The organism is Tateyamaria sp. 7Alg 36, from assembly GCF_059882455.1.
This window is the reverse complement of the sequence record NZ_CM187613.1, coordinates 622,190-645,706: the sequence shown is the minus strand read 5'-3', so window position 1 is coordinate 645,706 and position 23,517 is coordinate 622,190. Positions and strand designations below refer to the sequence as shown.

Below are 23,517 nucleotides of genomic sequence, written 5' to 3'. Positions count from 1 at the left end.
CTTTTGGACATTTCGGCTTTTTTCTCCGCCTTTGGCGGCACCGCATGGACCGTTTTCTTTTTCGTGGTGGCGCTGAGCATCATCGTCGCGATCCATGAATATGGCCATTACATCGTCGGGCGCTGGTCGGGGATCCACGCGGATGTGTTTTCGATCGGCTTTGGTCCGGTGTTGTTTTCCCGCATCGACAAGCGCGGCACACGCTGGCAGGTCGCGGCATTGCCCTTTGGCGGCTATGTGAAATTCGCAGGGGACGCGAACGCGGCCTCGGGCAAGGACGAGGACGCCATGGCCGAGGCAGAGGCCGACCCCGTCGCCCTGCGCCGCACCATGCACGGCGCGCCCCTGTGGGCGCGGGCCGCCACGGTGGCGGCGGGCCCGGTGTTCAACTTTGTCCTGTCGATCCTCGTGTTCGCCATCGTGGGCTATACCAACGGCGTGGTGCGCGATCCGCTAACAGTGGGCGAGTTGCGCCCGTTGCCCGGTGAGGTACAGGAATTGCAGGCCGGTGACGTGGTCCTTGCGATCAACGAGATGCCTGTGCCAAGCGTGCTGGACCCCGCCTATGGCACTTTGATGAGCAACCTGCCGGAGTCGCCCGTGCTTGACTACACAGTCGAACGCGACGGGGTGCAGGAAACCGTGCAAGGCCCATACCTGCGGCCCCCGCTGGTCGGGGCGGTCACACCGCAAAGCGCCGCGCTGGCCGCTGGTTTGCGGGCAGGGGACGCGATCACCGCGATTGATGGCGCACCCGTCTATGCGTTCGGCCAACTGGTCGAGGCGGTCGAAGGATCGGACGGGAATGCGTTGAACCTGACCGTATGGCGCGATGGCGAAACCAGCGAAAAGGTTCTGACCCCGAAGCGCGTGGACGAACCACTGCCCGAGGGCGGCTTTGCCACCCGTTGGCGCATCGGCATTGCCAGTGCGAACGCCTTTGAACTCGCGACCGAGGCACCGGGCGTTGGCGCGGCAATCACGGGCGGCGTGGCGCAGACTTGGCAGATCATCACCGGCAGCATCTCGGGCCTCGGCTATATGATCACGGGCAGCATCAGCACCTGTAACCTGTCCGGCCCCATTGGGATTGCCCAAGTTTCCGGCACCATGGCGAGCCAAGGCGCGCAAAGCTTTATCTGGTTCATTGCCGTGCTTTCCACTGCCGTGGGCCTGCTGAACCTGTTCCCGATTCCGGCCTTGGACGGCGGGCATCTGGTGTTTTACGCCTACGAAGCGGTCGCGGGCAAACCGCCCAGCGACAAGGCGCTGCGCATCCTCATGGGCTTTGGCCTTGCGCTGGTTCTGTCGCTGATGGTGTTCGCTTTGGGCAACGATCTGTTCTGCCCCTAAAAGTTGTGCGTCAGAGGCGGGCCAAGTGCCGCGCCCCTGACATCACAAACGCGCCAGCAGGGGGCGCGATAGGGCGCACAATCCGCGCGCCCCATTCCTGCCACAATTGGTCCAACATCGTGCCGCAATCGCCTTGTATCCCCTTTGCCAGTCAAAGGATGGAACGATGCAGACACTTCAACACGGATATCGCGGCCTTAGCCTTGTTATGTTGCTGAACATGGACCGCGTACTTTATGTGGTGACATTGGGTGCTGCTTTGGCCGCCAGCGCATGGCTTGGTAGCCTGTAAGATCAGCGACTTATCCACAGATGTAGTATAGCCACCAGCCCCATGGGCTGGGTTTTGTGCTTTTGACAACACCTCGCAATGCCGTTACTCACTTCCCAACTGGACGTTGGAATACGTGGGGACCTTCATGAAACTGGGTAAAACAGGCACTTTGGCGACGGCGCGAACGTGTCAACGGACAGTCGTCCGAGCGCTGCAATTAATCGTACTGGTTTCAGTGGTTTGGACGGGTTTCTCCGCTCCTGCTGCGGCCCAGAATTTCCAATTCAACCGGATCGTCGTGGACGGCAATACGCGCATCGGGGATGCCGCGATTCTGGCGCGCGCGGGAATCGCCCAAGGTCAGACTGTGACCGCAGGGCAGGTGAACGACGCTTTGCAGAACTTGCAATCCAGCGGCCTGTTCGAAACTGTGCGCGTTCAGCCACAGGGATCGACCCTGCGCATCACGGTCGTGGAACTGCCCACGATCAACCGCATCTCCTTTGAAGGAAACCGCCGTATCGACGACGAAGGTCTGGCTGAAATCATCCAAAGCCAGGAACGCCGCGTCTTCAACCCCGCACAGGTCGAACGCGACGCCAGCAACCTTGCCGAAGCCTACAGCGTTCAAGGCCGTATCGCCGCGCGCGTCACCCCCCGCGTGATCCGCCGCAGCGACAACCGTGTCGATCTGGTGTTTGAAGTGTTCGAAGGCGACGTGGTCGAGATCGAGCGCCTGAGCTTTGTCGGCAACCGCACCTATTCCGACCGCCGTCTGCGCCGCGTGCTGCAAACCAAACAGGCGGGCCTGTTCCGCAACCTGATCCGCACCGACACACTGGTCGAGGACCGGATCGAATTCGACAAACAGGTGCTGCGCGACTTCTACTTCTCGCGCGGGTATGTGGATTTCCGCACTCTCAGCACCAATGCCGAACTGACCGAGGAACGCGACGGCTTCTTCCTTGTGTTCAACGTGCAAGAAGGCCAGCAATTTACCTTTGGCGAGGTCACCGTGACCTCCGATTTGCCAGAGGTTGATATCGACGCTTATCAAAAGCTCGTCAAAGCGCGGCCCGGTGTGGTCTATTCCCCGACACTGGTAGATGCCGAGATTTCGCGTCTTGAGCGTCAGGGCCAGCGCGACGGGATCGACTTCTTGCGGGTCGAGCCACGCGTGACGCGCAATGACCGCGATCTGACGCTGGATGTGGAACTGTCGCTGACCCGTGGTCCGCGCGTCTTTGTCGAGCGTATCGACATCGAAGGCAACACAACCACGCTTGACCGCGTTTTGCGTCGTCAGTTCCGCATCGCGGAAGGTGACCCGTTCAACCCGCGTGAAATCCGCGACGCCGCCGAACGCATCCGTGCGCTCGACTACTTCGGCAACGCTGACGTGAACGCCCGCGAAGGATCGCGTCCCGATCAGGTCGTGGTCGACGTGGATGTCGAGGAAAAGCCGACAGGCTCGCTCAACTTCGGTGGGTCGTTCTCTGCGGATGACGGTTTCGGTCTGGTGATCAGCTTTACCGAGCGTAACTTCCTTGGCCGTGGTCAAACCCTCGGGTTCAACTTCTCGTCCGCGGAAGAGGCACAGCGGTACGGCATCAACTTTGTCGAACCTGCCTTCCTTGGCCGTGACGTCGCATTCGGGCTGAACCTGCAATACAGCGAAAGTGACTCCACCTACGCCAACTACGACACCGAGACCTTCACGTTCCGTCCCAGCCTGACGTTCCCCGTCAGCGAAAAGGGCCGCCTGAACGTGCGCTATACCTTTACCGATACCGAGCAAATTGCGCGTGACCCTATCGAACATGGCGCTGTGGTGCAGACCGAAATCAACGCAGGCGCGCAGTCCGCGTCTTCCATCGGCTACACCTACACCTATGATTCACGGGAATCGGGCCTGAACCCCGACGCGGGCTGGTTGTTCGAATTCGGTCAGGACTTTGCCGGTCTGGGGGGCGATGCAGAATACATCCGTACCACCGCCAAGATCGTCGGCCAGCGCCTTGCCTTCAACAACGATGTGACCCTGCGGGCGACGCTCGAAGGGGGGCTGTTGTCTTGGGGCAGCGGCACCAACCGCACCATCGACCGCTTTACCGTTGGTCCCCGCATCCTGCGCGGTTTCGAACCTGGCGGGATCGGTCCGCGTGACTTGTCGGCATCGGGCGCGTCCGATCCGTTGGGTGGCAACATCTACCTCGCGGCGCGTTTCGAAGCGGAATTCCCGCTGGGTCTGCCCGAAGAACTGGGCATCCGTGGTGGCGTTTTCTATGACGTGGGCAACCTGTGGGACCTCAGCGATGTGGATCTGTCCGGTGGCACCGTGGTCGGCGAAAGCGGATCGTTCCGCCACGTGATCGGGTTCTCGATCTTCTGGGACACGGCTGTTGGCCCATTGCGTCTGAACTTCAGCAATGCGCTGAAGAAAGAGACCTATGACCAAGAGCAGACCTTCGATCTGACCATCTCGACGACGTTCTAAGCGATGTTTGGCTGGCTCCGCTGGCTGTGTTTGGTGCTGGCCCTTTCGGGGGCCAGTACTGCGTTTGCCCAAGAGGTACGCAGCCCCATCCTGACCATCGACAGTGACCGCCTTTATCGCGGCAGTGCCTTTGGGCAGCGCGTGTTGCAGGACATGGAGGCGCAGACCAAGGCGCTGGCAGATGAGAACCGAGCCCTCGAGCTGGAACTGGAGACCGAGGAAAAGGCGCTGACTGCACAACGCCCGACCATGTCCGCCGAACAGTTCCGCACCCTTGCTGATGCGTTCGACGCGCGCGTGCAATCCATCCGCACCGACCGTGAATCCAAAGGCCGCGCCATTGCCGCGCAGCTGGACGAAAACCGCGACCGGTTCCTGCAGGCGGCCTTTCCGGTGCTAGAGGACATCATGCGCGAAGCGGGTGCCGCCGTGGTGCTGGAACAGCGCAGCGTCTTTATCTCGGCCAATGCAATCGACATCACCGACACGGCGATTGCGCGCATTGATGCGGTTCTGGGCGATGGCACGCCTCGCGTGCCCGAGCCGACGCCGGAACCCGCGCCCGAAGTGACGCCCGAGGTCGCACCGGAACCCGCGCCCGATGCCGCGCCACAACCTGCGCCAGAACCCGCGCCCGAGGCGTCCACCGACTAGCCGCGCTTGCGGCAGCCCGCGCGGCTTGGTAGGCAGAAGGCATAATCGTTCGAAAAAAGGGCCCGAGCATTTATGTCTAGCGAACTCAAGACGGCCGATATTGCGCTGATCCAGCGCATCATCCCGCACCGTTACCCCTTCCTTCTGGTCGACAAAGTGGTGGACATCGACGGCTATCAAAGCGCGACGGGCATCAAGAACGTGACCATGAACGAACCGCACTTTCAGGGCCACTTTCCCGGCAAACCGATCATGCCCGGTGTCACGATTGTCGAAGCGATGGCGCAAACCGCCGCTGTCATGGTCGGCACGGCGCTCGACATGGCGGACAAGAACATGCTGGTCTATTTCATGGCCATCGACAAATGCAAATTCCGCCGCATGGTCGTGCCCGGCGATGTGCTGGAACTGAAACTGAACACGGCGCGCGGCAAACCCGGTGCGAAGGTGTGGAAATTCACGGGCGTGGCCGAAGTCGAAGGCGAAATGGCCTGCGAGGTCGAATTCACCGCCATGATGGACCTGCCCGCAGAATGAGCGGCGGGCTTATCCACCCCTCGGCAGTGATCGAGGACGGCGCACAGATCGACCCCTCTGCCAACATCGGGCCGTTTTGTGTGATCGGCTCGGACGTGGTGATCGGGCCGGATGTGGTATTGAAAAGCCATGTCGTGGTCGATGGCCATACCGAGATCGGCGAAGGTTCGACCGTCTATTCCTTTGCCGTGATCGGCGAGGTGCCACAGGACCTCAAGTTCAAGGGCGAGACGAGCAAGCTGATCATCGGCAAGCGTGCCCGCATCCGCGAACATGTCACGATGAACGGCGGCACCGAAGGCGGTGGCGGCGTGACGGCCATTGGAGACGACTGCCTGTTCATGGCCGGTTGCCACATTGCCCATGACGCCCAGATCGGGAACCGCGTGATCGTGGTGAACTCGGCGGCGGTGGCGGGGCACTGTATCCTTGAGGACGATGTGATAGTCGGCGGTCTGGCCGGTATCCACCAGTTTGTGCGCATTGGACGCGGGGCCATCATTGGCGCGGTCACGATGGTGACAAACGACGTGATCCCCTATGGTCTGGTGCAGGCCCCACGCGGTGAACTCGACGGCCTGAACCTAGTCGGCCTCAAACGGCGCGGCGTAAAGCGCGCGGACATCTCGGCCTTGCGGGCGGCGTTTCAGGCGCTGGCACGGGGCGATGGGACATTCCACGACCGTGCCGAACGGTTGGGCAAGGACACCGACAGCGCATATGTCCGCGAGATCGTCGATTTCGTCATGGGCGACAGCGACCGGTCCTTCCTGACGCCACGCTGATGCTGGCGCTGATCGCAGGGCGGGGCGGCTTGCCCGCTGTGGTGGCGGCGGCGCAGGCCGAACGCCCGCTGGTCTGTGCGCTGGACGGGCACCAGCCCGACGGTCTGGCCGTGGATCACCCGTTCCGCATCGAACATCTGGGCACGCTGCGCGACCGTCTGGCGGCGCTTGGCGTGGGCGAGGTCTGTTTTTGCGGCTCTGTCACGCGACCTGTGATCGACGCCAGTGCCATTGATACGGCAACCGCACCCTTGGTGCCTGTGCTGGCGCAGGCCGTCGCGGGCGGAGAAGACAGCGCCCTGCGCGCCATTCTGGGCATTTTCGAAAGCGCCGGTTTTACCGTCCGCGGCGCGCATGAACTCGCGCCTGCGTTGCTGCCACAGGCGGGCGTGCTGACAAAGGCACAGCCAGCTGCGCAGGTCGCGGCCTCTTTGCCAGCTGCGCTTGAGGTGCTGGCGGATCAGGGGGCCACAGACCTCGGGCAGGCTTGCGTGGTGCGCGGCGATACCGTGATTGCGCGCGAGGATGCGCGCGGGACGGATGCGATGCTGGCCGATCTGGCGGGCACGTCCGACGCGGTGCAACCCGATGGCTTTAATCTTGCCGACTGGCTGACACAGGCCGGACCACAGGCGCGCAACGGGGCCACGGGCGGCTATCTGTTCAAAGCGCCCAAGCCGAACCAAGATTTGCGCGTTGATTTGCCCACCATCGGCACATGGACCGTGGTGCGCGCCGCCGAGGCCGGACTGGACGGGATCGTGATACCGCAGGGCGGTGTGATGGTTATGGACGCCGCACAGGTGATCGCGGCGCTGGACGCAATGGGGATGTTCCTATGGGTGCGCTGAAAGTTTTTATCATTGCCGGCGAACCTTCGGGCGACGCCTTGGGTGGGGCGCTGATGGGCGGCTTGCGGCAACTGTCCCCCGAGGTGCAGTTTGACGGGGTTGGCGGGCCGTTGATGGGTGCGCACGGGCTGACCAGCCGCTTTGACATGTCCGAACTGTCCCTCATGGGCATTGCCGAGATTTTGCCGAAATACTTCCACCTGAAACGCCGCATTGCGGAAACCGCGCAGGCGGTGATCGACACGCAGCCCGATGTACTGATCACCATCGACAGTCCCGATTTTTGCCTGCGCGTCGCCAAGCTGGTGAAAGAGAAAAGCACCATCCGCACCGTGCATTACGTCGCCCCGACTGTGTGGGCATGGCGGCCAAAACGGGCGCAGAAGATGGCGCATATGATTGACCATGTGCTGGCCCTGTTCCCGTTCGAACCGCCCTACATGGAAGCGGCTGGGATGAGTTGCGATTTCGTTGGCCATCCCGCGGCAAACGCGCCCCGCGCCTCGGACGCCGAAGCGGCAGCGTTCCGCAATGCGCACGGGCTGGACGATGCCGCGCCGCTGATACTTGCCTTGCCCGGATCGCGGGCGGGCGAGGTGGCGCGCATGGGCCCTGTCTTTGGCGAGGTGCTGGGACAGATCGCGCCGTCGCGCCCAGACATGCGTATTGTGGTGCCTGCGGCCCCGTCAGTGGCGGATGCGGTGCAGGCAATGGTGGACAGTTGGCCCGTGGCGGCTACGGTTCTGGACATGCGCGACATGGCACCGGACGCCGCCCAAGCGCAAAAGCGCGCCGCCTTCCGCGCCTGCGACGTGGCGCTGGCGACCTCTGGTACAGTGGCGCTGGAACTGGCGGCGGCAGGCACACCGATGGTCAGTGCCTTCGATCTCAACTGGATCAGCCGCATCATCATCTCGGCTATGGTGACGACCAAACGCGGCTGCCTGATCAACTTGGTCACAGATTCAGACGTAGTGCCCGAAGTGGTCGGCTATGACTTCAACACTGACAACGTGCGCGCCGCGCTGGAATCGGTGCTGGCGGACCCGAACACGCAGGCCGACGCGATGGAACGCACGATGGACCTGCTGGGGCGCGGCGGCGAGGATCCGGGCCTACGCGCCGCGCGCTCTGTGTTAAGCGTGCTGTAATCCAGCGGCGCGCCCTGACGGGCGCACGCCATGTTTCATTTTACGCGCCCGAAGGCAGGGCCTTAGCCCAGTTGCACCAGCGCGTGGCGCTTCTTGCCCGCCGACAGTTTGATCGGCGTTTCCAAAGCGGTCGCGTCGATCATAAGGCCCGCATCGGTGAGGGGCGCGTCGTCGATCTTGGCACCGCCCTCGGCGATCAGGCGCTTGGCCTCTTTGCCCGAACCGGCAAGGCCGGATTTCACGATCAGCTGCACAATGGAAATGCCATCGCCCAGCTCGCCCGCCGACAGTGTAAGCGTGGGCAGGTCGTCGCCAACGCCGCCCTTTTCGAACACTTCCCGCGCAGTTGCAGCGGCAGCGGCAGCAGACTCGGCCCCGTGCAGCAGGGTTGTGACCTCGGTGGCGAGGGTCGCTTTGGCCTCGTTTATCTCGGCCCCTTCCAGCGCGCCAAGGCGTTCGCATTCGTCCAGCGGCAGTTCGGTGTAGAGTTTCAGGAAACGCCCCACATCCGCGTCGGTTGTGTTGCGCCAGAACTGCCAGAACTCATAAGGCGACAGCATGTCACCGTTCAGCCAGACCGCACCGGACTGCGACTTGCCCATCTTCTTGCCATCCGACGTGGTCAGCAGGGGCGAGGTGAGGCCGTATACTTCGCCCTCGATCACGCGGCGCGTCAGGTCGATACCGTTGACGATATTGCCCCACTGATCCGATCCACCCATTTGCAGGATGCAGCCATAGCGGCGGTGAAGCTCCATGAAATCATAGGCTTGCAGGATCATGTAGTTGAATTCGAGGAAGGACAGGGACTGTTCGCGATCCAGCCGCGACTTGACGGATTCAAAGGACAGCATCCGGTTGATCGAAAAATGCCGCCCGATGTCGCGCAGGAAATCGAGGTAGTTCAGCCCGTCCAGCCATTCGGCATTGTTGAGCATCTGTGCGCCTGCATCGTAGTCGATATAGGCCCCGAACACCTTCTTGATGCCTGCGATATTGTCGTCAATTGCCGCCGCATCCAGCAGGGGGCGTTCATCGGCGCGGAAGGACGGATCGCCCACCTTCGTCGTGCCGCCGCCCATCAGGGTGATCGGATTGTGGCCCGTTTTCTGGAACCAGCGCAGCATCATGATCTGGATCAGCGATCCGACATGCAGCGATTTGGCCGTCGCATCGAACCCGATATAGGCAGATTGTGGCCCCTTCAGCAGCGTCTCGTCTAGGCCCTGCAAATCGGTGCAATCGGCAACAAAGCCGCGTGCCTTCATCACATGCAGAAAATCGGATCGGGGCGTGTAGGTCATTTAACTTGTCCTTGGGGCGGTGCTGGCGCAATCTATGCGTCGCGCGACAGCACGCACGACACTGTTGGGCAGTCTATAAGGCGCAGGGGCACAAAGGAAAAGGCCATGGATAAGGTCAGGGAAAAAGGGGCCGTGATCCGTGCCCTCGGGGCCATGTCGGGCACCTCGCTGGACGGTGTGGATGCGGCGGTGGTCGATACGGACGGCGTGTCGATTTTCGGTTTCGGGGCGCATGATTACCGCAGCTATTCCGCCGAGGAACAAGAGGTTTTGCGCGCCGCCCTCGGGCAGTGGAGCGGGCCGAGCTTGGCCCCCGCCGCCGAAGTGACGATGCAGGCGCATCTGGCGCTGTTGTCGCAATTCGAAGGGGTCGATCTGGTCGGCTTTCACGGACAGACCGTGGCCCATGCGCCGCGCATCCGCGGCACATTGCAACTGGGCGATGGCGCGCAACTGGCCCAAGATCTGGGCGTGCCCGTGGTCTGGGATTTCCGCTCGGCCGATGTGGAGCTGGGCGGCGAGGGCGCGCCCCTGGCCCCGTTCTTCCACTTTGCCTGCGCGAAAAGGATCAAGGCGACTGCACCGGTCGCCTTTTTGAACCTTGGCGGCGTGGGCAATATCACATGGGTCGATCCCACAGCCGACGCGCCCGAGGACGAGGGCGCCTTGCTGGCCTTTGACACCGGCCCCGCCAACGCGCCGGTGAACGATCTGATGCAGACGCGGCGCGGCGTGCCTTATGACAAGGATGGCAAGCTGGCTGCGAGCGGCACGGTCGAAAATGGCGCGCTGGAGCTGTTTCTGGCCGAGCCGTTTTTCGCACGTATGCCGCCCAAGTCACTGGACCGGAACGATTTTGCCGAGATGGTGTCGCTGGTCAACGAACTGGGCGATGCCGATGCCGCCGCCACGCTGACGGGCATGTGTGCCGCTGGTGTGGTCGAGGCGATGCAGCATTGCCCGCGCCCGCCCGAGTTCGTCTATGTCACCGGCGGCGGGCGGCACAATCCGGTGCTGATGCAGATGCTGGCCGTGTCGCTTGACTGTCCCGTAAAACCTGTCGAGGCGGTTGGCCTTGACGGCGACATGCTTGAGGCACAGGCCTTTGCCTATCTTGCCGTGCGCGTGGCGCGGGGGCTGCCGACATCATGTCCGTCCACGACGGGTGTGCGTGCAGCGGTCGCAGGCGGGACCATCAGCCGCCCTTAATCCCGTGGAATATCAAACCCTTCGGGGGCGAGGGTAAAGCCGTCAAACTGGAAGCCAGGTGAGACGGTGCAACTGACCAACGTATAGGCGCCGGTACTGCGCGCCGCCTGCCAATGCCCTTCGGGGACGATGATCTGCGGCGCACCTTGGCTCAGGTCAGGCGTCAGCAGATGATCACGGGCGGGGCCGTCATCGGTCGCACTCATCGACAGGATCAGCGGCGCACCTGCGTGATGCAGCCAGATTTCAGTGGCATCGACACGGTGCCAATGGCTCCGCTCGCCCTCGGCCAGCAGGAAGTAGATGCAGGTGCCGCTGGGGCGACCCGCGTTTTCCGCAACCCATGTCTGGCGGTAATGGCCGCCTTCGGGATGGGGGCTGAGCCGCAGGTGGGCGATGATTTCTTCGGCTGTCATGGGGACAACGTAGGACCGCGGAGACGGGAAGGAAAGCGCGATGAAGAACCGGATTGCGGGCGAGGGCGAAACCGGAGGCCGTCGAATGTTAGCGATCAACCTTTTGGAGAGTAAATGCTTGTTTCAAGATGTGTCGCTGTTGACAGGCGGATTTCCGCAGGTGCGGGATGGGCACCAGTGGTCTGATAATAATCTAAATTAAATCAATATTTTATTGGCTCTATCACAGTGATTCGAATCTCATGAATTTTTCACTCTCTCATCCGTTCCCATTTGCTGAACAAATTGTTTCCTTGTCCAAACGCCAAAGGGGTCTACCCTAGATTGTGCTACTTCAGAACGGTGGCGCAGTATGTGGGGGGCTACACAGCGCCGTTCCTTAACAAAGGAGAAGACCCATGATGAGTAAGTATCTGAAAACCACGACAGCTTCGATTGCGACGGTATTCGTCGCGACATCCGCACTCGCCCTCGACCTTGGTGTTGGTGCAAGTGTGGGCGGCATTGGCGTCGGCGTCGGCGCAAGTGTGGGCCACGGATCTGTGGCGGACGCGGGTGTTGGTGTAGGTGTCGGCGGCACGGGCGCAGGTGTGGGCGCTTCTGCTGGCGGAGGGTCAGTTGCCAGCGTCGGCGCAGGCGTTGGCGGGACCGGTGGATCCGGCAACGGCAGCGGCACAAACGGTGGTACCGTGACCGATGGCGGTGGCACAGTCGCGGACAATGGCGGCACGACCGACACCCCGACAGACATGCCGAATACACGGCGCACTGCCCGCGACAACGCAGTGGTCCCAGCAGGAATACTGCCCATTCGCAGTGCCTTGGGGGCGACAGTGATCACGTCCGACCGCCACGTTGTCGGCATGATCGAAGACGTGCGCCCGTCATCGCAGGGCAAGTTCGTGGCGACAATTCGCATGAACGTGGCCTTTGGCGCGGACCGTCCGACGATCCAGATCAACCTGCCAGCACCGAAGAAGGAAACGGACAGCATCCGCCTTGGCTATACCAAGTCGGGTCTGATGCAGCAGCTACAAGGCTAGGCGGTTTCCAGCCTCCCAAATGACAAAAGCGCGCCTTGAGTGGCGCGCTTTCCCAAACATTTAACAAAGGCTGATTAGCCTTTCAGGATCGAACGTCCCGCATATTCGGCGCTTTCACCCAGCATTTCCTCGATCCGGATCAACTGGTTGTATTTCGCCAGACGGTCGGAGCGCGACAGCGAACCAGTTTTGATCTGGCCACAGTTCGTCGCAACCGCGAGGTCGGCAATGGTCGCATCCTCGGTCTCGCCGGAACGGTGGCTCATTACATTGGTGAAACGCGCACGGTGGGCCATATCGACCGCTTTAAGAGTTTCGGTCAACGTCCCGATCTGGTTGACTTTTACCAGCATGGAGTTCGCGCAGTTCTTCTCGATCCCGATGGCCAGACGCTTGGGGTTGGTCACGAACAGATCGTCGCCCACCAGTTGTACCTTGTGGCCGATCAGATCGTTCAGTGCTTTCCAGCCGTCCCAGTCGTCTTCGTCCATGCCGTCTTCGATCGAGATGATGGGATAGTCTTCGACCAGCGCGGCCAGATAGGCGGCGTTCTCTTCCGACGTCAGGGTTTTCCCTTCACCAGCAAGGACATATTTGCCGTCCTTGAAGTATTCGGATGCCGCGCAATCCAGCGCGAGGTAGATTTCCTCACCCGGGGTGTAGCCTGCCTTTTCGATGGACTTCATGATGAAATCCAGCGCGTCGCGGGTGGAGTTGATCGCAGGGGCAAAGCCGCCTTCGTCGCCGATACCTGTGGCAAGGCCCGCAGCGGTCAGTTCTTTCTTCAGGGTGTGGAACACTTCGGCGCCCATGCGGATGGCTTCGCGGATGTTGTCCGCTGCCACTGGCATGATCATGAATTCCTGAATGTCGATCGGGTTGTCGGCATGTTCGCCGCCGTTGATGATGTTCATCATCGGCACGGGCAGGACGCGGGCCGAGGTGCCGCCGATATAGCGATAAAGCGGCTGTCCGGTGAAATCCGCCGCCGCTTTGGCCACGGCCATGGACACACCAAGGATCGCGTTCGCGCCCAGACGGGACTTGTTCGGCGTGCCGTCCAGTTCGATCATGGCCATGTCGATCTCGACCTGTTCGGTGGCGTCGATGCCCACCAGCGCCTCGGCGATTTCGCCGTTTACGGCGGCTACCGCTTCAAGAACGCCCTTGCCCATATAGCGGGACTTGTCGCCATCGCGCCGCTCCACAGCCTCGTGTGCGCCGGTGGATGCGCCCGAAGGCACAGCGGCGCGGCCCATGGTGCCGTCTTCCAGCGTGACGTCGACCTCAACGGTCGGGTTGCCTCGGCTGTCAAGAATTTCGCGGGCGTGAATGTCGATGATGGTGCTCATGGGACCGTCTCCATTTGGGCATTTGTTCGGGGATGGTGTACCCCGACGCGAGCGCTAACAAAAGAGGGTTCAGGCCACGCGTCGGGTTTTCACGATCCGTTCGCGCCACAGGGTGTACAGGCCCGAGGCGATAATGATGGCCGCACCGATCAGCGTCAGCGCATCGGGGTTTTCGCCAAACACGAACAGACCGATCAGCAGCGCAAAGATCATCCGCGAATAACGGAAGGGCGTGACAAAGCTGATCTGGCCGATCCGCATCGCATAGGTAATGCCAAAATAGCTGATCCCAGCCAGCAGGATCGCCAGCACAATCAGCAAGCTTTGCCCTGTATCGGGCACCACCGGTGCCACATTCCACGTCACCAACAGGATCGCCCCCGCAGGCACCAGCGTCAGAAAGGCGAGAAAGCTGAGTTGCATCGAACTGACCACACCCGCCACACCGCGTGTGGCCAGATCGCGGATCGCCAGCCCGATTACACCCACAACGGCAAACATGGTCAGCCAGTCAAACCCGTCCGTTCCGGGCCGGATGATCAGCAGCACGCCGCCGAAGCCGATCAGGATCGCACCCCAACGCCGCCAGCCTACGGGTTCGTTCAGGAACACGGCCGCGCCCAGCGTCACCAGCAGCGGCGCGGCCTGCAAAATGGCCGACGCCGTAGACAGCGGAATAAGCGCAATCGCCGTCACAAACCCGAGCGTGCCCACCAGTTCCGCCAGATTGCGCAGCATGACCGACCGCGCAAGAAAAGCGCGGTCCCACAGCGGCTCGCCCCGTGCGCGGCACAGAACCGCGAAGACAGCCGCGCCTCCAATGCCCAGACACCCGATGATCTGTCCCACGGGCAGTGCGCCCGCCAGCAGCTTGATCACCGCATCCTCAAGCGCAAAGCCCAGCATCGCCAGAACCATCACCAGCGCCGCGCGCAGATTGTCATGCTCCATGATTAACGGCTCAGCCGCATCATCAACTGGTTGCCCTGTTTGCGCGTTTCCACCCCGCGCAGCGATTCGACGAGGGCAGACAGCTTGCGATGCCCGTAGGTGCGGGTGTCGAAGTCGGGATGCGCGTTCTGGATCGCCTGACCGATCTGGCCAAGTGCGTACCAGTCGTCGTCCTGATCAATCTTGTCCATCGCGGCTTCGATCAGGGGCAGGGCGCTTTTGGCGGCCTCGCGGCTTTGGGTTTGTTGCGGTTCGTCCAGCAGGTTCTCGATCAGGATGAAACGGTTGCACACATTGCGCAGCGCCTCAGGGGCCTTCGCTTCGCCAATGCCGATCACGGTCAGCCCGTCCTCGCGCAGGCGGTTGGCCAGCGCGGTAAAGTCGCTGTCCGAGGACACGATGACAAAGCCGTCAAAGCGCCCGCCATGCAGGATGTCCATCGCGTCGATCACAAGGCCGATGTCGCTGGCGTTCTTGCCGGTGGTGTTGGACGTGTCCTGATGCGCCACCAGACCCAGCTGCAGGATCCGCGCCGACCACGCCGCCAGTCGCCCCGACGTCCAGTCGCCATAGACGCGGCGCAGCGCCGGTTCCCCTATCGAGGTCACCTCGCGCAGGATCGCATCGGCAAATTTCGCAGGCACGTTGTCGGCGTCAATCAGCACAGCCAACAGGGGGCGGTCACGTTCAGCCATAAGGCCTCCAATTCATAAAGGGTCACCGCTTGCGCGGCACGCCATAAAGTTCAAGCCGATGGCCGCGCAGTTCATAGCCCAGCTTTTCGGCGATCTTTTCTTGCAGGGCTTCGATCTCGGGATCGAAGAATTCGATCACTTCGCCCGAGTTCATGTCGATCAAGTGGTCGTGATGCTCGCGCTCGGCATCTTCATAGCGTGCGCGCCCGTCACCGAATTCCAGCTTGTCCAGAATACCGGCCTCTTCGAACAGTTTGACGGTGCGATAGACCGTGGCAATCGAGATGCCCGAATCCGCCGCACTGGCCCTGTTATAGAGTTCCTCGACATCCGGATGATCGTCGGAATTCTCCAAAACTTCGGCGATCACACGGCGCGGATGCGTCATGCGCAGCCCTGCGGCTTCGCTGCGGGCGGTGATCGTGGGGCGTTTGGCACTCATACCGCGACCTTTAGCGGAGGTTTGCCGCCTGCACAATTCGCCATTGCCGATATGCGGTTGACGCCATGCGGGTATGGGTCCACTGGGGGGCAATGAGCGATTTTGACATGATGAGCCTGCCCGACGCCCTGCGTCAGCGCGTGGCAGAGATGGGTTTGACGACCCCGACACCAATTCAGGCACAGGCGATCCCCCACGCGATGAACGGGCGGGACGTGATGGGCCTTGCACAGACCGGCACCGGTAAAACGGCTGCCTTTGGCATCCCGCTGATTGCGCGGTTGATGGAAGAAGGCGGGCAGGCGGCTCCGAAAACCGCGCGCGGCCTTGTACTGGCCCCGACCCGCGAACTGGCTGGGCAGATTGCCGCCGTGCTGCGCGAACTGACCAAGATGAAGGTACAGATCGTCGTGGGCGGTGTGTCGATCAATCCGCAGATCCAACGCCTGTCCAAAGGTGTCGACATCCTAGTCGCCACACCTGGCCGTCTGCTTGATCTGGTGGACCGCCGCGCCGTGCGGCTGGACCAGACCGGTTTTCTGGTGCTGGACGAGGCGGACCAGATGCTCGACCTCGGCTTTGTGCATGACCTGCGCAAGATTGCGGCGATGATGGGCGAAGACCGCCAGACCATGCTGTTCTCGGCCACGATGCCCAAACAGATGGCCGAGATCGCAGGCAGCTACCTGCGCAGCCCGATCCGTGTCGAGGTTTCGCCCCCCGGTAAAGCCGCCGATAAAGTGACCCAAGCGATCCACTTCATCGCCAAGGCGGAAAAGACCGCGCTGCTGATCGAGTTGATGTCCGAACACAAGGACGAACGCGCATTGGTGTTCACCCGCACCAAACACGGGGCCGACCGTCTTGCGCGCGCGCTCGAAAAAAAGGGCTTTCCCGTCGCCGCGATCCATGGCGACAAACGGCAGGGCCAGCGCGACCGTGCGCTTGCCGCGTTCAAAGCCAGCGAAGTTAAAGTGCTGGTGGCTACCGATGTGGCGGCACGGGGCCTTGATATTCCGGACGTGAAACACGTCTACAACTTCGATCTGCCCAACGTGCCCGAAGCTTATGTGCACCGCATCGGGCGTACCGCACGCGCAGGCAAGGATGGCGCGGCCATCGCTTTCTGCGCACCGGACGAGATGGACCAGTTGAAAGACATCCAGAAGGTGTTGAAAACGGCCATTCCGGTGGCTTCCGGTCGCCCTTGGGAACCGATTGATGATCCAACCGCGAAAAAGCCCAGCGGTGGACGCGGCAGGGGCCGTGGCGGTCGCCCCGGTGGGGGCGGCGGGCGTCCGGGCGGCGGTGGCGGCGCGCCCGGCGGGGCCAAACCCGGTGGCCAGCGTCGGCGCAAACCCAAGCCAAAAGCCTGACACGCCGACAGAATTTCCGCGTTACTTGCGAATACTACTTGCCAATTGACGAGCCGGTTGATGCTATTTCAACCGGCTCACCTTTTTGTTGGTGATCCGCATTGAACAAGGAGATTATTTTGTCTGGAAAATCATTGAGCGAGAAATGGGCCGCCGCGAAATCGGAATACGACGCCGCCGCCAAGGAAAACGCCAAGGCACGCGAAGCCGTGCAGAAACAGCTCGATAAGCTGATAAAAGAAGGCGAGAAAGAGCACAAAAAGTCCAAGGCCAAGGAAAAGTTCGTGGCATTGCTGCGCGATCCCGTGCTGGTCCGGATGAAGGCGCCCGAACTCAAGCCCGTCATCGACAAGATCAGAGCCAAGGAAAAAGAACTCGCCGCGATCAAACCGGTCGAACCCCGCAAATCGGTCGGCTGCACCCCCGCCTTCAAGGACGTGGACAAAGTCCTCGAAGTCGGTGCGCGCCTGATGGAGGCCAAGATCGACAGCGCTGACAAATGGAAAAGCTGGCACAAGGCGGCGGTTGCAAGCCTCAAGAAATGCGCCGACGCGGAAAAGAAGTTCCAGAAATGGCTCGGCAATCCGGACCGCGAAAACCAGCCTGCACAGGATTTCAAATCGGACTTTTCCGACATCATGTCCAAGATGCAACGGCAGGGCACGCCCATCCTGCGACATGCCGGCACCATCCTGAAAGCCGACTGACAGTAGCAAAAAGGGGGTCGCGTCCATCACGCGCCCCCCATCATTGTTCTTCAAATATGCAAATTAGCCCCGTCAGGTGTAAAGCGACGGTACCCCAAGCTGGGCGTGAACCTCATTCACGGCAGTCGAATCCAGCCCAAGCCCCTGCGCAAGCGAATGGAGGTATTGCGCCTCGGCCTGCGAATCCAGATCAATGGCCAGCAATGACATCGCATAGACCTGTGGCCCCATGCCTTGCGGTACTTCGGCGACCAGCGCGTCCACATCCACAGGGCGCTGCATTTCGGTGCGCAGGAACGCGGCCTCTTCCGCATCCACATCACCGCCCAGATGACCCATCAGCTTTTCCTGTTCGCCGTCGTCCAGTTGCTCGTCGGACTTGGCCGCTTGGATCATGGCGCGCAGCATCAGGGCCGCTGCCATTTCCTGATCGGCCGTTGGTTCGATCGCCTCTTGCGGTGTCTGGTCAAAGGACGAGTTCAACACTTCGCCAAAGCTCGCGTTATTCTGCACAGGGCGCTGGCTGACCGCGCCGCCAAGCGCGCCAAGCAAGCCGCCCGCACCCGCGCTGCCCGCAAGCCCGCCGAGCATGCCCTGCAAACCGCCGCTCTGACCGCCGCCGCCGAGGCTTTCAAGCAGCCCGCCAAGGCCACCCGTGGCACCGCTGCCGCCTTGCGCGCCGCCCATCAACCCGCCGAGCATATCCTGAAGGCCGCCACCGGACGCACCCCCCTGCGCGCCACCCATGAGGCCGCCCAGCATGTCCTGAAGACCCCCCGCACTGCCTGCCTGCGCGCTGCCGCCCGCCAGACCACCAAGCAGACCGCCAAGGCCGCCGCCGCCCGCAGATTGCGCGCCGCCGCGGTTTTTCATCACGGCACTCGCGCCTTTGGCCACGGCCACGCCAATAGCCACTTTGGCCAGTGTTTTCATCAAGCTCATTCGTTGTCTCCCACGGAATACAGAATCATCACTGATACTCTTGCATAGCGAAGGCGCGCAGCGACGGGGAAACTGCGCGGGGATTTGGCATCGGTGCGCATTAAGGGCCCCGCTGCCGTACATGCTGGCAGCAGGGGAAGTGCATATTTTTGGAACAATGATGGGTTATGTACCGCAGAAAGTGGCGGGGACCACCTCTTGCGCCTTAGGGGCGCGGTGAAGGTCGGGATCTGTGGTGGTAAACGGCGTGGCAAGGGCGGTCATCAACCGTTCGAACGGGGCCATGTCGCCCGCGACGGCGGCGTCGATCATCGCCTCGATCCGGTGGTTGCGCGGAATGATTTTGGGGTTGGCTTTGGCCATGATCCCTTCGGCATCATCTTCGATGCGCGCGCGCCAGCGGGTTTCCCACGCATCAAAGGCAGCGCGGTCGGTGAACTGATCGCGCGCGGTATCCGTGCCGAGGGCGGCGAATGTATTGGTAAAGTCCGCACCTTGGCTTTGCATCATGGCAAGCAGGTCTTCGATCAGCGGCTGGTCGTCCGCGCTTGGGTCAGCAAGGCCGATTTTCGCGCCAAAGCGGCGCAGCCATGCCAATTGCAGCTGGGCGGGCATGGCGTGCACGATGTTTGTTGCCTCTTGCACGGCGGCGTCCTTATCGTCGCTTAGCTGGATCAGCGCGGTGGCGAGTTGGGCCATGTTCCACACGGCGATGCGGGGCTGGTTGCCATAGGCATAGCGCCCCGTCCGGTCGATGGAGGAAAACACCCGCGCTTCGTCGTAGCTGTCCATAAAGGCGCAGGGGCCATAGTCGATTGTCTCGCCCGAGATGGTGCAGTTATCGGTGTTCATCACCCCGTGGATAAAGCCGACGGACATCCATGCTGCGATCAACTCGGCCTGAGCGGCGCAGACATGGGACAGCAGGCCCATGGGGCCATCCGCCTGCGGCCAGTGGCGGGCGATGGCATAGTCGGTCAGGGTGCGCAGGTCGTCGATCTGGCCGCGATGGGCAAATATCTGGAAGGTCCCCACGCGCAGGTGGCTGGCGGCGGTTCGTGTCAGTACTGCACCGGGCAGCATGCCCTGTTCGCGCAGTACCGTATCGCCTGTTGCCACGGCGGCCAGCGCGCGGGTGGTGGGAATGCCGAGGGCGTGCATCGCCTCGCTCACCACATATTCGCGCAGGACAGGGCCAAGCCATGCGCGCCCGTCACCGCCACGGGAATAGGGGGTGGGGCCAGAGCCCTTGAGCTGGATATCGCGGCGCTGTCCTGCCTTGTCGATCACCTCGCCCAGCAGAATGGCGCGCCCGTCGCCGAGTTGCGGGTTGTAATTGCCGAACTGGTGGCCCGCATAAAGCTGCGCCAGCGGCGCGGCACCGTCCGGCACGGCATTGCCAGCGAACACATCGGCGTCCGCGGCATCAATGCCCAGACTGTTGGCCAGTGGTGCGTTCCATGCCAGCAGGCGCGGCGCGCTGACCGTTGTGGGCGACAGGCGGGTGAAAAATGCTGCAGGCAGCGCGGCATAGCTGTTGTCAAAAGGGATGCTCATGCCCCTCACATAGGGCGCATGGGCGCAAATTCCTAGAAGCGGCGGGTCATCAGGTGATAGCCGTCGCGCAGGGCAAAGCCAGCGCGCTTGTAGAGACGCTGTGCGGACGTGTTTTCGGTGGCCACTTCAAGATGCAACGCCTTGAGGCCGACACCGGCAAGGGCGCGGGGCAGGGAGATCAGAACCTCGCCCGCGACACCGCGTCCGCGCACACCGGGCCGCACAAAGAGTTCGTCGACAAAGCCGTCCATGCCACCGAATTCGACCGACCAGCCAAAGCTGATGATGATATAGCCGATGGGCGCACGTGGCGGCCCGATCAAATAGGCAACCCCGTGCGGGCAGCCTTCGAGCAGCGGGCGCACCGCTGCATCGCGGGCCTCGTCCGTCATGGAAATCCCAATCTCGGCCTGAAAGGCGGCCACGAGGGTCAGCAGACGGTCAAGGTGGTCGGTGGTGGCGAGGGTGAGGGCGGCGCTCATTCGGGGTGCTCCGGTGCAGGTAACTGTGCCGTGGCACGCGCATGGTCTGTGACAGAGCCGGCCCCGTCCCGCAACCGCGCAAAGCGGTGCGAGTGGGCCCGATGGCACGCTTTCGCGCAGTACCCTGTCGCAAACGGGCGCATCACAGCCTGCCCAAACGCTCGGTCAGGAGGGCAAAGAAGCCGTCGGCGTCCACATCCCCGATAAAGGTCGCGTTCGGGGCGCGGTCGGTCACACCCCACCAGTCGGCAACGGTCATGCCAAGGGTGAGTTCCGAGGACGTCTCGATCTCGACATTGATATGACGCCCCGAGAACAGGTCGGGCCGGATCAGGTAGGCGGTGACGCAGGGATCATGCAGCGGCGCCCCGTTGGAGCCGTACTTTTCTTTGTCAAAGCGTTCAAAGAAGTCGGTCATCTGCGCCACGGCGACACCGACCGGCGTGCCAAGGTCGCGGAAGGCATCGTTGCGTTCCTTGGTGACCAGCGCCTTGTGTGTGACATCCAGCGGCATCACGACGATATCAACGCCGCTTTTAAACACGATATCAGCGGCTTGCGGGTCGACGTAGATGTTGAATTCTGCCGCAGGCGTGATGTTGCCCACTTCGAAATAGGCACCCCCCATCAGCACGATCTGCTGGATTCGGTCGGCGATGTCGGGTGCTTTTTCCAGCGCGGTGGCAATGTTGGTCAGCGGCCCGAGCGGGCACAACGTGATGGTGCCGTTGTCACGGTTGCGCACGGTGTCGATGATGAAGTCGACCGCGTGGGCGTCCTGCACCGGCATTTCGGGGTCGGGCAGGTCGGGGCCATCAAGGCCGGTCTTGCCATGCACATGTTCGGCTGTGACCAGTTCGCGGCCCATGGGGCGGTCGCAGCCCTCGAAAACAGGGACATCAACCTTGCCCGCCAACTCGCAGATAATGCGTGCGTTTTTCGACGTGAGGTCCAGTGGTACATTGCCCGCCACAGCAGTGATGCCCAGAACCTCGACGTCTTCGGGGCTGGCCAGTGCCAGCAGGATTGCCACAGCGTCATCCTGTCCGGGATCGGTGTCGATGATGATTTTGCGCGCTGCCATGCTCTTGTCCTTTCAGATTTTTGCGCACCGTGGCTGCTTTGGCACCCCTTGTCCAGAAAGCGCGACGAAGATGCGCAAATCCTTGCGCCCTGTAAGGTGCGCGGCATAAGGGTTTTTTATGACACCGATGCCTCTTTTCCTTCACGCGGGCGCGCACCGCACCGGCACATCCTCGTTCCAGATGTGCCTGCATGACAACCGCGACGCGCTGGAACAGGCGGGATATGCGCTGGCCTATCCGGGGCGTGACGGCATTCCGACGGGCAAACTGGCGCTGCGACTGCCGGGAAAGATCGGGGCCAAGGCGGACGAGGGCGTGTTAAATAAGGCCCGCAAGACATTGGAAAATAGCGCAAATAACAAACCCTTGATCCTGTCCGAAGAGAATATTCCCGGCCGGATGTTTCATTTTATGAAGGGTAAATTTTACCCCATGGCCAAAGCGCGATGCGAGGCGTTGCGCGGTGCGTGGGCGGGGCCGATTGCCCATGTGCTGCTGGTGGTGCGCCCATATGAGGGGCTGTATGTGTCCGGCTATCGCAAGCGGGCCGAGGATAATGCCGTGCCACCTTTCGAGGCGCTGCGTGATGCATTTATGGGCATGGATCGCGGCTGGCCCGCGCTGGTTCAGGTGTTGCGCGATGAATTGCGCCCCGAGACGATGACCGTGCTGCCCTATGCGCAGCGGGGCACCAGCGTGTCACTGGTTCAGCGGCTGGTGGGCCAAGAACTGGACGGGCTGACCGAGCCTGCCCAGACAGTGAACCTGAGTGCGACGGACACAGCCCTTTTTGCGTTGCAAAAAGCCTATGCCGACGGAAAAAGCCTGCCGCGCCCTGCATGGAAAGCGGTGATTGCGGAACACGCCGATGATAAAGAGGCACGCGGTTTCGCTGCGTTCTCGGATCAGGATCGTGTTGAATTGTCAGAGCGTTACGACGCGCACCTCACCCAGATCGCACAGATGGACGGCGTTACCTTCGGCTAGGATTTCTCGGCCCGCTTCACGTCATTCCATAGGGCGTCCATTTCATCCAGCGTGCTGTCCTGCGGGCGTTTGCCGCGCTGTTCAAGAGCAGCCTCAACGGCGGCAAAGCGGCGGGTGAACTTGGTATTGGTGCGGCGCAGCGCCTCTTCGGGGTCGATGTCGAGATGGCGGGCAAGATTGGCCATCACGAACAGCAAATCGCCCATTTCATCGACCATATCGTCATGGGACAGGGTATCGCGCGCCTCGACCAGTTCGCCCGCTTCTTCGACGATCTTGTCCAGCACATGGGACACGTCCGGCCAGTCAAAACCGACACGTGCCGCCCGTTTTTGCAGCTTGAGCGCGCGCAACAGCGCGGGCAGGTTCATCGCGACGCCGTCGAGCGTGCCGCCTTGTGCCTTTGCGCCGCGTTCTGCCGCCTTGATGGTCTCCCAGTCGCGGGTCTGCTGTTCGGCAGATTTATCGCGGGATTCGTCACCGAACACATGCGGGTGACGCGCCACCATCTTGTTGCTGATGTTGGTCACGACTGACTGGAACGTGAAATGCCCCGCCTCTTCGCCGATGGCGGTGTGATAGACCGATTGCAGCAGGAGATCGCCCAACTCGCCCTCCAGATCGGGCCAGTCCTGCCGTTCGATGGCGTCGGCGACCTCGTATGCCTCTTCGATGGTGTAGGGGGCGATGGTTTCAAAGGTCTGTTCGATGTCCCACGGACAGCCTGTTTCGGGGTCACGCAAACGGCGCATGATCTCCAAAAGGCGCTCGATTCCGGCAGTTTGGTCGTTTATCAAATCGTCAGCCATTGCAGGCCCCTCGGGTTTTGCTGTTTGCTGGCATCTGAGCCGACACACCCACAGGAGT

General features: G+C 61.9%; 24 protein-coding genes. 13 read left to right on the top strand and 11 right to left on the bottom strand.

The window, feature by feature from the left end; translation table 11 throughout:
• The first annotated feature begins 3 nt into the window (after positions 1-3).
• The 8 genes from rseP (at position 4) to lpxB (ending at position 8,102) form a co-directional block, all read left to right on the top strand.
• Positions 4-1,353, top strand: coding sequence for an RIP metalloprotease RseP (gene rseP, locus AC6GQJ_RS03125; RefSeq protein WP_500771686.1), 1,350 nt, complete (start codon positions 4-6; stop codon positions 1,351-1,353).
• Positions 1,354-1,519: 166 nt separating this feature from the next.
• On the top strand, positions 1,520-1,645 hold the full coding sequence (locus tag AC6GQJ_RS03120; protein ID WP_500771684.1) for a hypothetical protein: 126 nt from the start codon (positions 1,520-1,522) through the stop codon (positions 1,643-1,645).
• Between the two features lie 127 nt (positions 1,646-1,772).
• Positions 1,773-4,124 (top strand): outer membrane protein assembly factor BamA, encoded by a 2,352-nt coding sequence (bamA, locus tag AC6GQJ_RS03115; protein WP_500771682.1) that lies wholly within the window; start codon positions 1,773-1,775, stop codon positions 4,122-4,124.
• A gap of 3 nt (positions 4,125-4,127) precedes the next feature.
• Positions 4,128-4,778, top strand: coding sequence for an OmpH/Skp family outer membrane protein (locus AC6GQJ_RS03110; protein WP_500771680.1), 651 nt, complete (start codon positions 4,128-4,130; stop codon positions 4,776-4,778).
• Positions 4,779-4,850: 72 nt separating this feature from the next.
• Positions 4,851-5,315 carry a 3-hydroxyacyl-ACP dehydratase FabZ gene (gene fabZ / locus AC6GQJ_RS03105; protein ID WP_500771678.1) on the top strand — a complete coding sequence of 155 codons (465 nt, stop codon included), beginning with the start codon at positions 4,851-4,853 and terminating at the stop codon, positions 5,313-5,315.
• Positions 5,312-6,100 (top strand): acyl-ACP--UDP-N-acetylglucosamine O-acyltransferase, encoded by a 789-nt coding sequence (gene lpxA, locus AC6GQJ_RS03100; RefSeq protein WP_500771676.1) that lies wholly within the window; start codon positions 5,312-5,314, stop codon positions 6,098-6,100. Before fabZ ends, lpxA begins: the two co-directional genes overlap by 4 nt.
• Positions 6,100-6,951 carry an LpxI family protein gene (locus tag AC6GQJ_RS03095; RefSeq protein ID WP_500771673.1) on the top strand — a complete coding sequence of 284 codons (852 nt, stop codon included), beginning with the start codon at positions 6,100-6,102 and terminating at the stop codon, positions 6,949-6,951. The genes lpxA and AC6GQJ_RS03095 overlap by 1 nt, the downstream gene beginning before the upstream one ends.
• Positions 6,939-8,102 carry a lipid-A-disaccharide synthase gene (gene lpxB / locus AC6GQJ_RS03090; RefSeq protein WP_500771671.1) on the top strand — a complete coding sequence of 388 codons (1,164 nt, stop codon included), beginning with the start codon at positions 6,939-6,941 and terminating at the stop codon, positions 8,100-8,102. Before AC6GQJ_RS03095 ends, lpxB begins: the two co-directional genes overlap by 13 nt.
• Positions 8,103-8,164: 62 nt before the next feature.
• Here lpxB and tyrS read toward each other — a convergent pair whose 3' ends face one another.
• Complete coding sequence (tyrS, locus tag AC6GQJ_RS03085; protein ID WP_500771669.1) at positions 8,165-9,406, bottom strand: tyrosine--tRNA ligase; 1,242 nt, start codon at positions 9,404-9,406, stop codon at positions 8,165-8,167.
• A 105-nt stretch (positions 9,407-9,511) separates the two neighbouring features.
• On the opposite strand from tyrS, the gene AC6GQJ_RS03080 reads away from it, so the two are divergent.
• A complete protein-coding gene (locus AC6GQJ_RS03080) occupies positions 9,512-10,615 on the top strand; it encodes an anhydro-N-acetylmuramic acid kinase (protein WP_500771667.1) in 1,104 nt (367 codons plus the stop codon).
• Here the strand turns inward: AC6GQJ_RS03080 and AC6GQJ_RS03075 are convergent.
• On the bottom strand, positions 10,612-11,031 hold the full coding sequence (locus AC6GQJ_RS03075) for a cupin domain-containing protein (protein ID WP_500771665.1): 420 nt from the start codon (positions 11,029-11,031) through the stop codon (positions 10,612-10,614). The two genes, AC6GQJ_RS03080 and AC6GQJ_RS03075, sit on opposite strands and share 4 nt — an antisense overlap.
• Before the next feature lie 398 nt (positions 11,032-11,429).
• Between AC6GQJ_RS03075 and AC6GQJ_RS03070 the strand changes: the two genes are divergently transcribed.
• Positions 11,430-12,074 carry a hypothetical protein gene (locus AC6GQJ_RS03070; protein WP_500771663.1) on the top strand — a complete coding sequence of 215 codons (645 nt, stop codon included), beginning with the start codon at positions 11,430-11,432 and terminating at the stop codon, positions 12,072-12,074.
• 74 nt (positions 12,075-12,148) lie between these two features.
• Here AC6GQJ_RS03070 and eno read toward each other — a convergent pair whose 3' ends face one another.
• The 4 genes from eno to AC6GQJ_RS03050 all read right to left on the bottom strand — a co-directional run bounded on the left by eno (position 12,149) and on the right by AC6GQJ_RS03050 (position 15,514).
• A complete protein-coding gene (gene eno, locus AC6GQJ_RS03065) occupies positions 12,149-13,426 on the bottom strand; it encodes a phosphopyruvate hydratase (protein WP_500771661.1) in 1,278 nt (425 codons plus the stop codon).
• A 69-nt stretch (positions 13,427-13,495) separates the two neighbouring features.
• Positions 13,496-14,377 (bottom strand): DMT family transporter, encoded by an 882-nt coding sequence (locus AC6GQJ_RS03060; protein WP_500771659.1) that lies wholly within the window; start codon positions 14,375-14,377, stop codon positions 13,496-13,498.
• 2 nt (positions 14,378-14,379) lie between these two features.
• Entirely contained in the window at positions 14,380-15,072 is a 693-nt protein-coding gene (locus AC6GQJ_RS03055) for an NYN domain-containing protein (protein ID WP_500771657.1), read from the bottom strand.
• A gap of 22 nt (positions 15,073-15,094) precedes the next feature.
• A complete protein-coding gene (locus tag AC6GQJ_RS03050) occupies positions 15,095-15,514 on the bottom strand; it encodes a Fur family transcriptional regulator (RefSeq protein ID WP_500771655.1) in 420 nt (139 codons plus the stop codon).
• A 92-nt stretch (positions 15,515-15,606) separates the two neighbouring features.
• Between AC6GQJ_RS03050 and AC6GQJ_RS03045 the strand changes: the two genes are divergently transcribed.
• Positions 15,607-16,890 carry a DEAD/DEAH box helicase gene (locus tag AC6GQJ_RS03045; protein WP_500771653.1) on the top strand — a complete coding sequence of 428 codons (1,284 nt, stop codon included), beginning with the start codon at positions 15,607-15,609 and terminating at the stop codon, positions 16,888-16,890.
• A 119-nt stretch (positions 16,891-17,009) separates the two neighbouring features.
• The gene (locus AC6GQJ_RS03040) at positions 17,010-17,597 is read left to right on the top strand and encodes a hypothetical protein (protein ID WP_500771651.1); all 588 of its coding nucleotides are present in this window, start codon (positions 17,010-17,012) and stop codon (positions 17,595-17,597) included.
• A gap of 72 nt (positions 17,598-17,669) precedes the next feature.
• Here the strand turns inward: AC6GQJ_RS03040 and AC6GQJ_RS03035 are convergent, their stop codons facing one another.
• The 4 genes from AC6GQJ_RS03035 to AC6GQJ_RS03020 all read right to left on the bottom strand — a co-directional run bounded on the left by AC6GQJ_RS03035 (position 17,670) and on the right by AC6GQJ_RS03020 (position 21,662).
• Complete coding sequence (locus tag AC6GQJ_RS03035) at positions 17,670-18,539, bottom strand: DUF533 domain-containing protein (RefSeq protein ID WP_500771649.1); 870 nt, start codon at positions 18,537-18,539, stop codon at positions 17,670-17,672.
• 165 nt (positions 18,540-18,704) lie between these two features.
• Entirely contained in the window at positions 18,705-20,096 is a 1,392-nt protein-coding gene (locus AC6GQJ_RS03030) for a protein adenylyltransferase SelO (RefSeq protein WP_500771647.1), read from the bottom strand.
• Positions 20,097-20,128: 32 nt separating this feature from the next.
• Entirely contained in the window at positions 20,129-20,578 is a 450-nt protein-coding gene (locus tag AC6GQJ_RS03025) for a GNAT family N-acetyltransferase (RefSeq protein ID WP_500771645.1), read from the bottom strand.
• Positions 20,579-20,720: 142 nt separating this feature from the next.
• Positions 20,721-21,662, bottom strand: coding sequence for a nucleoside hydrolase (locus tag AC6GQJ_RS03020; RefSeq protein WP_500771643.1), 942 nt, complete (start codon positions 21,660-21,662; stop codon positions 20,721-20,723).
• Positions 21,663-21,780: 118 nt separating this feature from the next.
• On the opposite strand from AC6GQJ_RS03020, the gene AC6GQJ_RS03015 reads away from it, so the two are divergent.
• The gene (locus AC6GQJ_RS03015) at positions 21,781-22,650 is read left to right on the top strand and encodes a hypothetical protein (RefSeq protein WP_500771641.1); all 870 of its coding nucleotides are present in this window, start codon (positions 21,781-21,783) and stop codon (positions 22,648-22,650) included.
• On the opposite strand, the gene mazG is transcribed toward AC6GQJ_RS03015, so the two are convergent.
• Positions 22,647-23,459: a nucleoside triphosphate pyrophosphohydrolase gene (gene mazG / locus AC6GQJ_RS03010; protein ID WP_500771639.1), complete on the bottom strand. Its 813-nt coding sequence runs from the start codon at positions 23,457-23,459 to the stop codon at positions 22,647-22,649. The two genes, AC6GQJ_RS03015 and mazG, sit on opposite strands and share 4 nt — an antisense overlap.
• Positions 23,460-23,517 lie beyond the last annotated feature (58 nt).

What these genes read in the sequence shown, in the direction of transcription:
- AC6GQJ_RS03120 (WP_500771684.1), top strand. Translation starts at nt 1,520, where the DNA reads ATGCAGACACTTCAACACGGATATCGCGGCCTTAGCCTTGTTATGTTG.
- bamA (WP_500771682.1), top strand. Translation starts at nt 1,773, where the DNA reads ATGAAACTGGGTAAAACAGGCACTTTGGCGACGGCGCGAACGTGTCAA.
- AC6GQJ_RS03110 (WP_500771680.1), top strand. Translation starts at nt 4,128, where the DNA reads ATGTTTGGCTGGCTCCGCTGGCTGTGTTTGGTGCTGGCCCTTTCGGGG.
- fabZ (WP_500771678.1), top strand. Translation starts at nt 4,851, where the DNA reads ATGTCTAGCGAACTCAAGACGGCCGATATTGCGCTGATCCAGCGCATC.
- lpxA (WP_500771676.1), top strand. Translation starts at nt 5,312, where the DNA reads ATGAGCGGCGGGCTTATCCACCCCTCGGCAGTGATCGAGGACGGCGCA.
- AC6GQJ_RS03095 (WP_500771673.1), top strand. Translation starts at nt 6,100, where the DNA reads ATGCTGGCGCTGATCGCAGGGCGGGGCGGCTTGCCCGCTGTGGTGGCG.
- lpxB (WP_500771671.1), top strand. Translation starts at nt 6,939, where the DNA reads ATGGGTGCGCTGAAAGTTTTTATCATTGCCGGCGAACCTTCGGGCGAC.
- tyrS (WP_500771669.1), bottom strand. Translation starts at nt 9,406, where the DNA reads ATGACCTACACGCCCCGATCCGATTTTCTGCATGTGATGAAGGCACGC.
- AC6GQJ_RS03080 (WP_500771667.1), top strand. Translation starts at nt 9,512, where the DNA reads ATGGATAAGGTCAGGGAAAAAGGGGCCGTGATCCGTGCCCTCGGGGCC.
- AC6GQJ_RS03075 (WP_500771665.1), bottom strand. Translation starts at nt 11,031, where the DNA reads ATGACAGCCGAAGAAATCATCGCCCACCTGCGGCTCAGCCCCCATCCC.
- AC6GQJ_RS03070 (WP_500771663.1), top strand. Translation starts at nt 11,430, where the DNA reads ATGATGAGTAAGTATCTGAAAACCACGACAGCTTCGATTGCGACGGTA.
- eno (WP_500771661.1), bottom strand. Translation starts at nt 13,426, where the DNA reads ATGAGCACCATCATCGACATTCACGCCCGCGAAATTCTTGACAGCCGA.
- AC6GQJ_RS03060 (WP_500771659.1), bottom strand. Translation starts at nt 14,377, where the DNA reads ATGGAGCATGACAATCTGCGCGCGGCGCTGGTGATGGTTCTGGCGATG.
- AC6GQJ_RS03055 (WP_500771657.1), bottom strand. Translation starts at nt 15,072, where the DNA reads ATGGCTGAACGTGACCGCCCCCTGTTGGCTGTGCTGATTGACGCCGAC.
- AC6GQJ_RS03050 (WP_500771655.1), bottom strand. Translation starts at nt 15,514, where the DNA reads ATGAGTGCCAAACGCCCCACGATCACCGCCCGCAGCGAAGCCGCAGGG.
- AC6GQJ_RS03045 (WP_500771653.1), top strand. Translation starts at nt 15,607, where the DNA reads ATGAGCGATTTTGACATGATGAGCCTGCCCGACGCCCTGCGTCAGCGC.
- AC6GQJ_RS03035 (WP_500771649.1), bottom strand. Translation starts at nt 18,539, where the DNA reads ATGAGCTTGATGAAAACACTGGCCAAAGTGGCTATTGGCGTGGCCGTG.
- AC6GQJ_RS03030 (WP_500771647.1), bottom strand. Translation starts at nt 20,096, where the DNA reads ATGAGCATCCCTTTTGACAACAGCTATGCCGCGCTGCCTGCAGCATTT.
- AC6GQJ_RS03025 (WP_500771645.1), bottom strand. Translation starts at nt 20,578, where the DNA reads ATGAGCGCCGCCCTCACCCTCGCCACCACCGACCACCTTGACCGTCTG.
- AC6GQJ_RS03020 (WP_500771643.1), bottom strand. Translation starts at nt 21,662, where the DNA reads ATGGCAGCGCGCAAAATCATCATCGACACCGATCCCGGACAGGATGAC.
- AC6GQJ_RS03015 (WP_500771641.1), top strand. Translation starts at nt 21,781, where the DNA reads ATGACACCGATGCCTCTTTTCCTTCACGCGGGCGCGCACCGCACCGGC.
- mazG (WP_500771639.1), bottom strand. Translation starts at nt 23,459, where the DNA reads ATGGCTGACGATTTGATAAACGACCAAACTGCCGGAATCGAGCGCCTT.